The organism is Longicatena caecimuris (assembly GCF_004341945.1).
GTDB classification, from domain to species: domain Bacteria; phylum Bacillota_I; class Bacilli_A; order Erysipelotrichales; family Erysipelotrichaceae; genus Longicatena; species Longicatena caecimuris.
Genome location: NZ_SMBP01000003.1, coordinates 30007 through 43318, shown reverse-complemented (window position 1 = coordinate 43318; position 13312 = coordinate 30007). Strand labels below are relative to the sequence as shown.

Genomic DNA, 13312 nt, shown 5'->3' with positions numbered 1-13312 from the left:
AATGAACTGTAATAAGATATCTACGTGATAAAAATGCGCTAACTTTTATTACTTTTTTAAAGAAAACACTTGAAATTTGTTTTATATTTGGTATAATAACTGAGCAAGTTAAGTCATGACTCCTTAGCTCAGCTGGCAGAGCAACTGACTCTTAATCAGTGGGTCCAGGGTTCGATTCCCTGAGGGGTCACCATTACATAAACAAACGGAAATTTAATAAAATTTCCGTTTTTTATATTTCTATGCCGCTCTTCTGGACCCACAATAAGAAAGCTTGCTCTGCCATAGCATATCATCTATGGTGCTCATATGATAATAAAAAAAATGAAAGAAAAACGATCTTTCATTCATTAAGCTAAATTTTCATAACAGGCAATTAAATGAGCAATGAGTTGTTCCTTCCCTACATCTAACACAAATGCCAGTTCATCACAAAGGCGCTCCTGAATACGCTCCAAACACTCCTGATTTTTCATGCCACATTTTCTTTCTGCATATTTCCAATTCATTAAATAAATATAAACATCCACCAGTGCATTCATATCAATATTCGAATAATTCCGCATTTTTAAAAGTTCACTTAATTCTTTTCCATAATCCGCGTGAATCGCCGGATGAAAAATTCTGTCTAGAATCAATCGCGCTGTAGCAATATCCATGATTTCTCTGACACCGGCCTTATCCATATTTTTATATGGAATGACGCTTTGGTTGCCATCTAAAGATATCATCGTGATACGATCACTTTTACGGTCATATTCCGTGATGGTACAAATGCCCAATGTGGGATGAAACACTTTTTTTTCGTTAGTTGTCATTTCCTTACCTCATATAGTAAGTGTATGCTTTATTTACACGCTTGTCAAACGAATTCTTTTTTAAAACACTTGCTATTTGAAATTATTATGTTATACTGAAGAAGTAATAACGAGCAAAATAACTATGATTTCAATATTCACATATCAGAAATTGTAATTATCTCAAAGTACAATTTCACATATGTGTTTTTTAATACCTTGAGGCGCCTCTTATACAGAAAAATGGAGGTACTATAACATGAGTACAGGAAAAGTAAAATGGTTTAACGCAGACAAAGGATTTGGATTTATCACTTCTGATGAAGGAAATGATATTTTCGTACATTACACAGAAATTCAGGGTAATGGTTTCCGTACATTAGAAGAAGGAGCGAAAGTAAGCTTCGATATTAAAACAAATGATCGTGGAGATCATGCCGCAAACGTAAACGTTCTATAATCATCACTTGTTTATGTAGACATCCCAGATGGGGTGTCTTTTTTTATATATGGTGTAGCACAGCTGCGGATGCCCAGCCCAATCCATTATTGATAAGGAATGGATGCTTTGCACCTTTTATTACTTTTGTTATCCTTCCTGATTTTATCAATAATTGATCTTTTGAATACCAGATACCTCCATCACTGGCTGTCCATAAGCCATCAAAGCGAACAAGCTCACCCACATGGAAATGAATGGATGGTTTTTGTGCATCTTCAATTACCTGATTATTTGCCCAGCCAATATTATGCTCGATAAGATACGGATGTTGCGCTGTTTTTATCACTTTTGTTATCGTGCCTTCTTTCACCCTCAGTGAGCTAAGAGGATACCAATTGCCACCATTGCTTTGTGTCCATAAACCACTGTAATGTACATGATCCCCTACATGATAGCGTAAATATGGTTTTGGTTTCTCTGGTTTCGAGGAATTTCCATCATCTTTACTGAACCCATTGAAGCCTTTTTCCTTGATAATTTTTGGATAATCCTTATAGGCATAGTCAAAATCCAACCATCCACGATATCCATTAATTGTTCCCTTATCACTAAATTGCCACATGCCATATGGTTTATCATATGTGATTTTGCTAGCCCATTGTGCTACCCATTTATCAAATCGATCTAATCGCGGCGAATTTATACGATGCTCAAGCCAATCCAAATTTGCATAAACACCGGGATAATATCCTGCTTTTTCTAAGGTATCACAAGTATAATATACCGTTTCGATATTCATTGCATCACTCACACCATGTCTGGCTTTCCAACCATCAGCATCTTCCATATCAATAAAACAAGGATACGCTGGCTTACAGGAACGACACTGTCGTAAAAAACCTTCTGCCTCCTCTTTCATTTGTGCATGATTGGCAACATAGGAATAATGATAAAGGCCATATGGTATCTTATATCTTTCACATTCTTTTACATTACGACGAAATTGCTGATCTTCTACAAAATGTCCATAACTTGATCGTATAATGGCAAACTCTACTCCAGCCCTTTTTATAGCTTTCCAATCAATGATGCCATTATGTTCAGAAACATCTATCCCGAATCGTTTCATTTTCTTCACCTCTTGTTTTACTCTATGTATCTGAAAGAAAACGGTTTAGGTTGCAGCCATGATACCATCATAAAAAATGAAGATGATATAGGGCATAGCATCTTCAGGTAAAAAAGCCATAAGCAGAACAAAAAAAGTAACTATCAAATAAACCTTACTAAAATAAAAAAGAAATAATATAATCTTTGATAAAACATCAAAAGATCTTTATTTCCTTTTTTTATGATAACACCTTTTCCAAGATATAATCATCCATGATGAAACCACGACCGATATCTGTCTGCACTGCATCGATATCCTGAAATCCCTTGCCATGATATACATCCAAGCTATGCTGATTATATTTATTACAAGTCAGATAAATCGCTTGTTTATTTTGTTCTTTCGCAAACTTGATTGCTTCCTTTAATAAATAAGAAGCCAAGCCCTGCCCACGTTTATCTTTTCTTAAATACAGCTTACTTAAAAATAAGCGTTCCTTTTCCGGTTTCACCCCACAATAGCCAATCAATTCAGTTTCCTCAAAGGCTAAGAAATACGTATACTGTTCTTCCTCTATGGCTTTTTTTAATGCCGGATAGCTTTGAAATTTCTCCACCATATATTCTATTTGTTCGAATGAAATAATATCTATAAAATACTCATGCCATATCTCATTTGCCAGCTTTGCTAACTGTTGGATATCCTCATCACTTTGACACTTGCGTATCTGCATATGCCTCGCTCCCTTCTTATATAGCCATTATTATAGCACTTTCTTCCTAAAAAGCAGACATCAAAATAAAAAGCTATTCCCTTTTTGTAACTTATCTTGTCGTTATCATTTGCTTCTTCTATCACCCTTTCATCCTAGAAACGTTTTCAGCTTTCCATCAAGCATGAAAAAAAGTGCTAATCATCAGCACTTTATAAATCATATGCAGATAACACCTGCATCCATTTTGCAAATAATGCATCCTCTTTGATCGTGCGATTCGCATTGCTGGTACTAGGCAAATAAATTACTTGCTTATCCAAATGCGCAAAATGTTTTTGAAACAGTTCATAGCTTTTACGACCATTGCAGATAATGATTGAAATTTCCGGATACGCTTCTAGCAGCTCATCAATCGGATTTACTTTTTCATTGCGAATTGCCGAATCCAAGCTGCCTTCTCGTTCACATTCTCCAATGACATCCCATAAAATCATATGATGCGTTAAAATGATTGCCTTCTTTTGCTCATAGGTAGCTATTGGCATCCCAAATTGTGCATGCAAGATCTTCCAGAAGCGATTATGCGCAAACCCATAATATTCTTCCTTCTCTAAAGAAGTCACAGACGGCATAGAGCCTAAGATCATCACTCGCGGCTGTTTGGCAATAATAGGGGCAAAGCCTTTTAACACAAAGCTTCTCCGATCACATCATGAGGGAGGGCCTCGGTAATCTTAACCTGGACAAAACTTCCCAGGGCTAATGGTTGTTTACTTGTAAAAATGACCATACCATCCACTTCATCCGGTGCACTGTTTGCTCCACGTCCACGATATTTGCCAGTCAAGCCATCCTGTGCTTCTACCAAAACTTCCATCACCGTACCAATACGTTTTTGTTGATTGGCTAAAGAGATTTCTTCCTGGCGCTGCATCAAAATTGCTAAACGCCGCTGTTTTTCTTCTTCTGCAACACTTTGTTCCATATCAAAAGCCGGTGTATCTTCTTCCGGAGAATAGGTGAAAGCACCCATGCGATCCCAATGAACCTCTTCTACAAACTGCATCAATTCATCAAAATCTTCCTGTGTTTCTGAGGGAAAGCCCACGATAAAGGTCGTACGTAAAGTAGGATCCGCATACGTCTTGCGAATCTTTTTAATCAATGCCAAGACTTCCTCTTTAGTGCCTCGACGATTCATAGCTGCCAGCATACGATTATTGGCATGCTGCATTGGAATATCAAAATATGGCAATACTTTCGATAACTTCGCCATACCTTCAATTAAGTCCTCATCAATTTCATCCGGATACATATATAAGATACGAATCCAATGAAAGCCATCAATCTCATGAAGCTTTTGTAACAGTTCTAATAAAGAACGTTTGCCATATAAGTCAACTCCATACTTTGTCGTATCCTGGGCAATTAAAACCAATTCCTTAACATCGCGCTGTGCCAGTTCTTTGGCCTCTTGGACCAATTGTTCCATGGGAAAGGTTACATTATCACCGCGAATCAAAGGAATTGCACAATAGGTACAGCGATTGCTGCAACCTTCGGCAATTTTCAAATATGCCGTCCATGGCTTGCTTGATACCATACGCTCACTTTTGCCATAGCTGACAAGCTCTTTCCCATCCAATAAAGAGTGAAGAATCTCATGTAGATGCGGGTATTCGCGAATACTGATGACGGCATCGATTTCTGGAATTTCTGCCTCCAAGGTTTCCTTATAACGTTGCGCCAGACAGCCAACCACAATCAACTTTTTACAATTTTGTTTTTTATATTCCGCCATCTTAAAAATCGTATTGATGGCTTCTTCTTTCGCAGAATTAATAAATCCGCATGTATTAATGATGATGGCTTCTGCTTCCTGCGCATCCTTAACCAATTCATGATGTCCACTTTTCAACATGCCCATCATCTTTTCACTATCAACTAAATTTTTACTACAGCCTAAAGAAATAAAACCTATTTTCATATACTACACCTCGCTAGGTACTACTATACCATGTTTTTTCCTATCCTAAAAGCCATTTCCTTTTATTACCTCATTAGGTATGGAAACAAAGAAAGCTCTTTTTCAAAAACTGAATTTCTCTTTGTATAATTGCTTCTATAAGATGTGTTCCTCTAAAAAACAGCCAACGCCACTTTCTGTATTCGCCTTTGCCACAGCATCTGCCATGGCTTTGGTATCTTCACTGCCATTGCATAACCATACGCCCAAACCAGCATCACGCAGCATTTCATTATCATTACTGGTATCCCCAAAAGCAAGAACCTCTTGCATCGTTATTCCAATATCCTCACACAGCTTTTGGATGCCACTGCTTTTATTTACTTGTGGATTTACAAATTCAAATAGATCTGCCGCTGTTTTAAAACAAACACATTGTGCATTGTGATACTGCTTACCATGAGCCTCTACCTTTGGCATATCTTGTGGATAGCATTGCACAATTAGCTTATTACGTGGGACATCACATAAAGTAAACATGTCTGTCTGTACTTCCTGTTCACAATATGATGCGGCAAGCCTTTTGGTTTCTTCATCACTATAGCTGACATAACGCTTAGCACCATCAAAGATGATAAAGCGTACTTTCCAGCCAGCATAATGCTCCATGATTGCTTTAATGATCGCGCCATCTAAACGATGATATTCTTTTTTGATTGCTGTTTTACAATGATAAACAACACCGCCATTCATGCCAATGACATAATCGACCATCTCTTCCATCTGCCATTGTTTGATGAGTTGTAAGATCCCCTCCACCGGACGTCCGCTGACGATGGCAAATTGCATGCCTTGTTTACGACAGCGTTGAATCATTTCCTTATTCTTCTCACTAACTTCATCCTTCTCATTTAATAAGGTTCCATCTAAATCGCAACAAATCAATTGATACGCTTGGTTCATATTCTTCTCCTTTTTCTTGTTTGCTTTCCTAATAAACGATTGAGCTATTCCATATGCTTTTCCCAGTTCTAAATATCTTGTTAATGCCGGTAGCACCTATGATTGTTTCCTGTTGATGCAGTTAGCACCTTTGCAATTCACCTGTTGAGGCAGTTGGCTTTTACCTGTACATGCTCATTAAAAGAAATAGCTCTGTTTATTTCTCAAAAGCTTTCCCAGCAAAACATCTCATGATGTTTTCTATATCTATTATAGCGAAAAATCACGCAAATACCTACCTGATTTTTATGTATCTAAACCACATTACTTTCTTTGTATAAGCATGCTTTTCAAGAACAAAAGTGGCTAGTTTTTCACTAACCACCTATTGCATTGTCAAATTGTTGTAAATCTTCTCTGGTGTCAATATCCTGTACTTCTGCTTCATTGACTTCCATTAAGATACAAGCTTCTTGATGTCGCATGGCAATCGTTTTTCCACCTTCCTCATGTACTAAGCTATCAAATTCTGAAAACCAGCAGCTTGGAAACAGCATGGGATTGCGAATAGCTCCATGAACCGCAGCACAGATAATATGTTGTGCATCTGCCATATGACATAATTTTTGTAAAGTTTCTGCCTTGATTTTAGGCATGTCACCGGTAAGAAAGACAATGGCATCCGCATCTTTGGCGGCTTTTTGACCTAATTGAAGAGAAGATGACATTCCTTTTTGTGGATGATCATTCTTAACAGCGTGCATACCTCTTGTATGAGCCAAAGCTAACACTTCTTCATATTGACTTACCACATGAATCGCATGAAAGTCCACTTGTTGACAAGTATCCATCACATGTGCCAGGATGGGTTTTCCTTGCCAGACATGTAACAATTTGTTTCCTTGAAAGCGTCTGGCATAACCGGCAGCTAAGATAACCAGATCAATCTTCATCTTTTTTCAACAGGATTTTTTCTGCGGTAATCGGTAACGTTCTGATTTGTACACCACTGGCATGAGCAATCGCGGAGGCAATGGCTGGTGCCGGCGTATTGATGACAACCTCACCGATGGACTTTGCCCCAAAAGGACCATGGTCTTCATAACTGCTTTCAAAGTCCACACGAATCGTGCCGACATCCAATCGTGTTGGTATCTTATATTGCAGGAAGCTGCGATTGCGCATCTTTCCTTGTTTGCTATAGCTGATATCCTCATACAAGGCCATACCGATACCTTGCGCGATACCGCCTTCCGCCTGAATTTTAGCCAGATTCGTATTGATGACCGTACCACAATCGACAACCGAAACATAATCCACTAATGAAATTTCACCAGTCAGTTTATCGACATCCACTTCAGCAATTCCAACCATGAACGGTGGTGGTGAGGTAGGTGAGCAATGGGATGCGTTGGCAATCAACACTTCCCCTTTGCCTCCTTCAAAACAAGTATTGGCAAAATCTTTTAGGCTCATCTGTTTCTTATCTTCAACGGCTGTAATCAGTTCACCATCAAAGCAGATATGTTCTTTGGGCACTTCCATCAAGATGGATGCTTCGTTGATGATTTTTTGTTTCAGCTCTTCACATGCTTTCACCACCGCCATGCCGGTGACATAGGTCGTTGCAGAAGCATAGGAGCCGGTATCATAAGGAGATGCATCGGTATCAACCGCCTGTGTAACGACTTGCTCAACTTCACAGTCTAAACATTCTGCTGCTATCTGTGCTAAGATCGTATCACAGCCGGTACCCATATCGGTAGCACCGATAGATAAGGTGTAGAAACCATCATCCTGTAGCTTGATGATAACCGAGGCAATATCGACATTGGCAATGCCGCTTCCCTGCATGGATAAGGCAACACCCAGACCACGCCGCTTATTCCCCATATCACGACATAACTGTTTTTCTTTCCAGCCGATCATTTCCATAGCTTTTTTCAGACAGCGATCTAAAGCACAGCTGTTGAGATGTTCATTATAGTATTGGGACATGATTTCATTTTCACCAACGATATTCATGAAACGCAGTTCACAAGGATCCATATGAAGGGCATCGGCCAATTCATTAACAGCTGATTCAACCGCAAATTGTCCTTGCGTTGCCCCATATCCTCGATAAGCACCGGCTTGCATCGTATTGGTGTATACAACATCATAGGTAAAACGGCTAGCTTTGACATGATTGTACAGCGGCAAGGATTTATGACCGCTTAAGCCAACCGTTGTTGAACCATGCTCACCATAAGCGCCGGTATTGGATAAGGTATGTAAATCAATCGCCAAAATCTCACCGTTTTTCTTCGCTCCGATCTTTACATGCATCTTCATCTCATGACGAGAATTGCTAGCCGTAAAAGTTTCTTCACGACTATAAACGATATAACTAGGACGCTTTAATTTCCACGTCACAAAGCCGGTGAAGATTTCACAACAACCGGTTTGCTTTGCGCCAAAGCCACCGCCAATGCGTGGTTTTACGATACGTATCTTAGCTTTTGGAATCTCTAAAGCATTGGCAACCATACGGCGAACATGGAAAGGTACCTGAGTAGAGCTGACGACATTCAAACGATCAAAGGCATCGACATAGGCATAAGAGCGAAAAGTTTCCATCATCGCCTGAGCATTGGCTTTTGTATGATAATCTCTTTCTAAGATAACATCACAATCCGCAAACGCCGCATCAATATCACCGACACAGCTTTCCCCTTGCGAACAGATATTGCGCATGCGCACATTCCCTATCTCACATAGCGTACGATAATTATCTTCTTGATGTACGATGATGTCATTATCGATAGCCTTGGTAAAGTCTAATAATGGTTCATATACCTCATAATCAACCTTGATCAACTTCATCGCTTTTTCAGCTGCATCTAGCGTTTCTGCGGCAATGATGGCTACTTCATCGCCTACATATCGTACGATTTCATCTAAGATCTTACGATCATAAGGAGAAGGTTCCGGATAGGTTTGTCCGGCTAAGGTAAAGCGTACATCCGGGACATCTTTCCATGTATAAACAGCCACAACACCGGGCATTTTCAAAGCTGCACTTGTATCAATTGCTTTGATGCGCGCATAGGCATGCGGAGAGCGTAACAGCTTTAGGATCAAGGCATCTTTGGGCACCATATCGCCGGTATAGACAGGCTTGCCACTTAATAAAGCATAAGCATCCTTTTTTACAACGGGCTGTGAGATATGTTTCATGCCTGTTCGCCTCCTTTTTCCTGCAAATAAGCTTCAATAGCTCTTAGCTGTCCCATATAACCGGTACAGCGACACAAATTGCCAGCTAGATAATGATTAATTTCTTCACGTGTGGGTTGCTGCAATTCCTTTTTCATTGCTAAAACATTCATGATCAAGCCGGGAGAACAAAATCCACATTGCTCAGCACCTTGTTTTGCCATATAGTCCGCAAATTCATGTGCTTCTTGTTCAACGCCTTCTAAAGTCGTAACGGCATGTCCATCACAGCGAACAGCCAACATACTGCAGGATAAGATGGGTTTACCATCTAGCCAAACCGTACATAACCCGCAATTGCTTGTTTCACAACCGCGTTTGACACTGTAACAGCCATGTGCACGTAAAAAATCTAATAAAAGCATATCCGGTTTGATATCATCTATGACACGCCGTCCATTGATCATCATTGTTATCTGCATGTTGTTTCCTCCTGAAGTGCTATATAGCCTTTTTGTACAAAGGCATATACTAATGCTTTGCGATATTCCTTAGAGCCACGCATGTTATCTTGCAACGTAATATGGGAAAGCGCTTCTTCAATCTGCTTATCATCATAGCTTACCGGTAAGACCACCAATTCTGCACGTTTTGGTCTGGCACCAATAGCAATGCGATAGTTTGTCTCCGTTTTGGCAATGGCAAAATTTAATACCGATAAATCCGTAGCACTTTTACGCATACATAAAAATTTTGTCAAAATGTTTTCTTTACGGATACGGATATGCGTCAAGATATCGCGCTCATAAGGCATCTTGCAATAATCACTCAGCTTTATTTCTCCTTGATGATACAATACCACACTTGTATCTAATACCATGAAAGCTGTAAGTATATCAGAAAAGCCAAAGCGTGAATACAAACTGCCTCCCAACGTTGCCGTATTACGAAATTGTACCCCTACGATATCTTTGATACTATCCTGTATCAGTGTACCAAAGGTTTTTAAAAGAATCGGACTTGTTTCCAACTGGCGCAATGTACACATCGCACCAATTTCAATATAGTCATCCTGTTCCTTAATTTCATCCAGATGCAAGGCCTGCAGATCAATTGCCATCGGTACCACACGATCTTGCATTTTCAGCCACTGCATGCCTCCTAAAATTTGATGATTACGATTTTTCATTAACAGCGTATACGCCTCATCCAGCGATGACGCTTTTACATATTGTTGTATATGCAGCATGATTTCCTACTCCTTCCATACCAGATAGCCAGAGCTATCATCCCCTGCCAAAGCAAAGTGTTTTCCATATATTGTATTATAACATTCACAGCACCTTCTGCGTAAGAAGGGTTCTTCTTTTTTCAAATGCGTATATATCCTTCCTTCATGCAGAATGTAAATATCATCTGCATATTGTAAAGCCAAATTAGGATCATGGATGCTGATGAATAAGGATGTTCCTTGCTGTGCCAGCTGTTTTGCCTGTTGCAAGAAAAGATGCTGGTGCTGGAAATCTAGATAAGTACATGGTTCATCCATGAGAATGACCTCACTATCCTGTAAAAAAGCTCTGGCTACATAGGTCATTTGCAGCTCTCCTCCACTGATTTCATGTAAATATTTATCCTTGATATGGGCAAGCTGAAACTTTTTTAGGACAGCGTTTGCTTTGGCATAATCCTTTGCGTCAGGAACTTCAAACAGTGACAAACGTCGTGTACAACCGGCAACAATACAATCCATCACCTTGATATCCGCCACCATTTCCTTGATCTGGGGAACATAGCTAAAACAGGCAGCGCGTTGCTTTTCGTTGAGCTTGCGCAAGGATTCTTGCTTCCATAAGATATCCCCTTGCACGAAAGGAAGCTTATCCAACATGGCTTTCATCAGCGTTGTTTTGCCACTGCCATTTTCTCCTAACATCATCACGATGCGACCTTTGGGAATGGTTAAGCTGATATCATGCAACACTTCTTTTTGCTCATATGCCACACTAACATGAACCACTTCGATCATAATGAAAACCTGCCTTTCACAAAGACGATGATCAGAAAAAACGCACCAAACAAGGAAGTCAATATACTGATGGGCAGCTCTATCGCTAATACAGCTCGTGCTAAGGTATCACAAACCAAAAGGAAACAGGCTCCCCCAAAAAACGTCTTGCCAAGTGCCTTGCTTAAAGGCTGATGATAGAGCAAGCGTACGGCATGCGGTATCAAAAGACCGACCCAGCTCACGATACCAGCTACACTGACAACGGTGGCAATCATACAGGTAGATAACAATAACGCTATCCAGCGAATCTGCTTTTCTCTAACGCCTAATGTTGTCGTTTCTTCACCAAATGACAGCATTTGAATCTGCCAGCGTAGAAGATAAAGCGAAATCATACAAATCGCACTAACACCGATGCATAGTAAAGCCTGTGTCCAAGTAGCATCGCCAAAGCCCCCCATCAGCCAGTATTCAATGCTAGCTAATTCCTGATAAGGATCTGCGGCTAATTTCAATAACATCAGGAATGAAGTTGCTACAGCTTGTAAGATGATGCCGGCAATGACTAAATTCAAGATGCGATTTCCATGTACTTTTGTTGCCAATAGCATGGTGAAAATAACAAGCAGCAATCCACAGCCAAACGCCAAGAGCATCGTAATCCATGGTTCATCATGAAATAGCACGATGGCAAGGGCAGCCCCTAAGGAACAGCCACTGCTTGCCCCAATCACATCACCGGAAGCTAATGGATTCTTGAAGATGGTTTGATAAATCAATCCACTGACAGCCAACGCCCCACCACCGGCAAGTACCAATAAAATACGCGGTATGCGAATATTCCAAACAATAGCCTGTGTACCGGCATCTCCATGGAAACAAAGGGCAGCCAACATGTCCTGCAGATTTGTACCATAGCGCCCTGCCAGTAAAGCAATCACAAGCAGAATCAGCAGCAGGAGTCCACAGCTGAAATATCTTTTCATATGCATCACCTACTCCTTTCTGCCCTTGGCATTAAGCATATACACATTCCCCGTTCTTTTCGCTTAACATCCCAGCTCTTCTACATCTACATCTATTTGGTAAAATTGTTGATAAAAGCATCTTGCTTCCTGTTTTACGATATCCATAGAAACACGTTCAGGATACAAAATTGCATAGGTCCATAAAACGCCTAAACAGCTTGATAAATTAGGGGTATCCCAAGTTTCTAAATGTGCCGGGAAAACATAGACTTGCTTATGTTTTACAGCATTGACACTCGCGAAAGCTGCATCTTTTGTAAAGTCACTCACCTTAGCACCTTTTTGTTCAATAAAAATAATATCCGGATTCGCTTTGATAAGTGTTTCCTTATTGATATGCAGCCAATTGCCCTTACCATTTTCTTTCATGACATTCTCAGCACCAGCCACCTTCAACAATTCACTTTGAAACATATCTATACCTGCGCTCTGCAATGCCTTTGTTCCTGCAAAATATACTCTTTTATTTGCGTTTCCATCTTTGATATATGTTTCATATAAGTTTTTACGATATGCAAAATAAGCCTTTGCCTGCTTTTGTGCCCCACAAGCCTTGGCGATGATATCCACTGCCTCATCATAGCTATCCATGGTTTCCGGCTGTAACAAGATTACCTTGATATTCAGACTTTCCAATTTCTCCACATAGCTTTTCAGACTTACCGGCAAAAACACAACATCCGGTTTCACTTTGGCACATTCTTCTACATTAAACATTTTCTTATTGCCCATGGCTGGCAACTTAACGATTTCGGGCGCTGCCATTTTATAGATCGGACGTTTATCCGCTTTCATCTCTACCCCAACCAGCTTGTCCTTTTGACCTAATCCAAGCAAAGTAGAAGTCGCAATATAATAGCCACTAACTACCTTTTCCGCTGGTTTTTCCAATGTCACTTTACGACCTGCTTGATCAATGATCGTAATACCTTCTGTTTTTGTTGTTTCCTTATTAGGTTGCTGCGTACAGGCACTCATGCCAACAAGCAAACTCATGGTCGTCACTAAGATTCCTAATTTTTTAAATATCTTCATTATATCACCCTTCTTCATCGGTTTTGTTGATATGGCACAAGCTTGTGAACGTGCGTTCTATGAGCTA

At 40.0% G+C, this 13312-nt stretch carries 14 protein-coding genes and 1 tRNA gene; 2 read left to right on the top strand and 13 right to left on the bottom strand.

What is annotated here, in order from left to right; genetic code table 11:
* Window positions 1-117: 117 nt before the first annotated feature.
* Window positions 118-193: transfer RNA gene (locus tag EDD61_RS02610), tRNA-Lys, on the top strand.
* A gap of 157 nt (window positions 194-350) precedes the next feature.
* Here EDD61_RS02610 and EDD61_RS02605 read toward each other — a convergent pair.
* Window positions 351-818 carry a hypothetical protein gene (locus EDD61_RS02605; protein WP_008689060.1) on the bottom strand — a complete coding sequence of 156 codons (468 nt, stop codon included), beginning with the start codon at window positions 816-818 and terminating at the stop codon, window positions 351-353.
* Between the two features lie 238 nt (window positions 819-1056).
* Here EDD61_RS02605 and EDD61_RS02600 point away from each other — a divergent pair, with 238 nt between their 5' ends.
* Complete coding sequence (locus tag EDD61_RS02600; RefSeq protein ID WP_008689062.1) at window positions 1057-1257, top strand: cold-shock protein; 201 nt, start codon at window positions 1057-1059, stop codon at window positions 1255-1257.
* Window positions 1258-1300: 43 nt separating this feature from the next.
* Here the strand turns inward: EDD61_RS02600 and EDD61_RS02595 are convergent, their stop codons facing one another.
* From EDD61_RS02595 to EDD61_RS02540, 12 genes are all read right to left on the bottom strand, one after another.
* Entirely contained in the window at window positions 1301-2368 is a 1068-nt protein-coding gene (locus tag EDD61_RS02595) for a glycoside hydrolase family 25 protein (protein WP_132223811.1), read from the bottom strand.
* A gap of 220 nt (window positions 2369-2588) precedes the next feature.
* Window positions 2589-3083, bottom strand: a complete 495-nt coding sequence (locus EDD61_RS02590; RefSeq protein ID WP_119983523.1) for a GNAT family N-acetyltransferase — start codon at window positions 3081-3083, stop codon at window positions 2589-2591.
* Between the two features lie 191 nt (window positions 3084-3274).
* The gene (locus EDD61_RS02585; RefSeq protein WP_132223808.1) at window positions 3275-3757 is read right to left on the bottom strand and encodes a DNA-deoxyinosine glycosylase; all 483 of its coding nucleotides are present in this window, start codon (window positions 3755-3757) and stop codon (window positions 3275-3277) included.
* Window positions 3751-5052, bottom strand: coding sequence for a 30S ribosomal protein S12 methylthiotransferase RimO (gene rimO / locus EDD61_RS02580; RefSeq protein WP_132223805.1), 1302 nt, complete (start codon window positions 5050-5052; stop codon window positions 3751-3753). The genes EDD61_RS02585 and rimO overlap by 7 nt, the downstream gene beginning before the upstream one ends.
* 135 nt (window positions 5053-5187) lie before the next feature.
* On the bottom strand, window positions 5188-5994 hold the full coding sequence (locus tag EDD61_RS02575) for a Cof-type HAD-IIB family hydrolase (protein WP_117547267.1): 807 nt from the start codon (window positions 5992-5994) through the stop codon (window positions 5188-5190).
* A gap of 356 nt (window positions 5995-6350) precedes the next feature.
* Window positions 6351-6926, bottom strand: coding sequence for a nucleotidyltransferase family protein (locus EDD61_RS02570; protein ID WP_119983526.1), 576 nt, complete (start codon window positions 6924-6926; stop codon window positions 6351-6353).
* Window positions 6916-9192 carry a xanthine dehydrogenase family protein molybdopterin-binding subunit gene (locus EDD61_RS02565; RefSeq protein ID WP_132223802.1) on the bottom strand — a complete coding sequence of 759 codons (2277 nt, stop codon included), beginning with the start codon at window positions 9190-9192 and terminating at the stop codon, window positions 6916-6918. The genes EDD61_RS02570 and EDD61_RS02565 overlap by 11 nt, the downstream gene beginning before the upstream one ends.
* The gene (locus tag EDD61_RS02560; RefSeq protein ID WP_132223799.1) at window positions 9189-9653 is read right to left on the bottom strand and encodes a (2Fe-2S)-binding protein; all 465 of its coding nucleotides are present in this window, start codon (window positions 9651-9653) and stop codon (window positions 9189-9191) included. Before EDD61_RS02560 ends, EDD61_RS02565 begins: the two co-directional genes overlap by 4 nt.
* Window positions 9644-10420, bottom strand: coding sequence for an FAD binding domain-containing protein (locus EDD61_RS02555; RefSeq protein WP_132223796.1), 777 nt, complete (start codon window positions 10418-10420; stop codon window positions 9644-9646). Before EDD61_RS02555 ends, EDD61_RS02560 begins: the two co-directional genes overlap by 10 nt.
* Before the next feature lie 6 nt (window positions 10421-10426).
* Complete coding sequence (locus tag EDD61_RS02550; RefSeq protein WP_132223793.1) at window positions 10427-11200, bottom strand: ABC transporter ATP-binding protein; 774 nt, start codon at window positions 11198-11200, stop codon at window positions 10427-10429.
* Window positions 11197-12174 (bottom strand): FecCD family ABC transporter permease, encoded by a 978-nt coding sequence (locus tag EDD61_RS02545; protein ID WP_424353160.1) that lies wholly within the window; start codon window positions 12172-12174, stop codon window positions 11197-11199. Before EDD61_RS02545 ends, EDD61_RS02550 begins: the two co-directional genes overlap by 4 nt.
* A 57-nt stretch (window positions 12175-12231) precedes the next feature.
* Complete coding sequence (locus EDD61_RS02540; protein ID WP_132223790.1) at window positions 12232-13245, bottom strand: ABC transporter substrate-binding protein; 1014 nt, start codon at window positions 13243-13245, stop codon at window positions 12232-12234.
* Between the last annotated feature and the right edge of the window lie 67 nt (window positions 13246-13312).

What these genes read in the sequence shown, in the direction of transcription:
- EDD61_RS02605 (WP_008689060.1), bottom strand. Translation starts at nt 818, where the DNA reads ATGACAACTAACGAAAAAAAAGTGTTTCATCCCACATTGGGCATTTGT.
- EDD61_RS02600 (WP_008689062.1), top strand. Translation starts at nt 1,057, where the DNA reads ATGAGTACAGGAAAAGTAAAATGGTTTAACGCAGACAAAGGATTTGGA.
- EDD61_RS02595 (WP_132223811.1), bottom strand. Translation starts at nt 2,368, where the DNA reads ATGAAACGATTCGGGATAGATGTTTCTGAACATAATGGCATCATTGAT.
- EDD61_RS02590 (WP_119983523.1), bottom strand. Translation starts at nt 3,083, where the DNA reads ATGCAGATACGCAAGTGTCAAAGTGATGAGGATATCCAACAGTTAGCA.
- rimO (WP_132223805.1), bottom strand. Translation starts at nt 5,052, where the DNA reads ATGAAAATAGGTTTTATTTCTTTAGGCTGTAGTAAAAATTTAGTTGAT.
- EDD61_RS02575 (WP_117547267.1), bottom strand. Translation starts at nt 5,994, where the DNA reads ATGAACCAAGCGTATCAATTGATTTGTTGCGATTTAGATGGAACCTTA.
- EDD61_RS02570 (WP_119983526.1), bottom strand. Translation starts at nt 6,926, where the DNA reads ATGAAGATTGATCTGGTTATCTTAGCTGCCGGTTATGCCAGACGCTTT.
- EDD61_RS02565 (WP_132223802.1), bottom strand. Translation starts at nt 9,192, where the DNA reads ATGAAACATATCTCACAGCCCGTTGTAAAAAAGGATGCTTATGCTTTA.
- EDD61_RS02560 (WP_132223799.1), bottom strand. Translation starts at nt 9,653, where the DNA reads ATGCAGATAACAATGATGATCAATGGACGGCGTGTCATAGATGATATC.
- EDD61_RS02555 (WP_132223796.1), bottom strand. Translation starts at nt 10,420, where the DNA reads ATGCTGCATATACAACAATATGTAAAAGCGTCATCGCTGGATGAGGCG.
- EDD61_RS02550 (WP_132223793.1), bottom strand. Translation starts at nt 11,200, where the DNA reads ATGATCGAAGTGGTTCATGTTAGTGTGGCATATGAGCAAAAAGAAGTG.
- EDD61_RS02545 (WP_424353160.1), bottom strand. Translation starts at nt 12,174, where the DNA reads ATGCATATGAAAAGATATTTCAGCTGTGGACTCCTGCTGCTGATTCTG.
- EDD61_RS02540 (WP_132223790.1), bottom strand. Translation starts at nt 13,245, where the DNA reads ATGAAGATATTTAAAAAATTAGGAATCTTAGTGACGACCATGAGTTTG.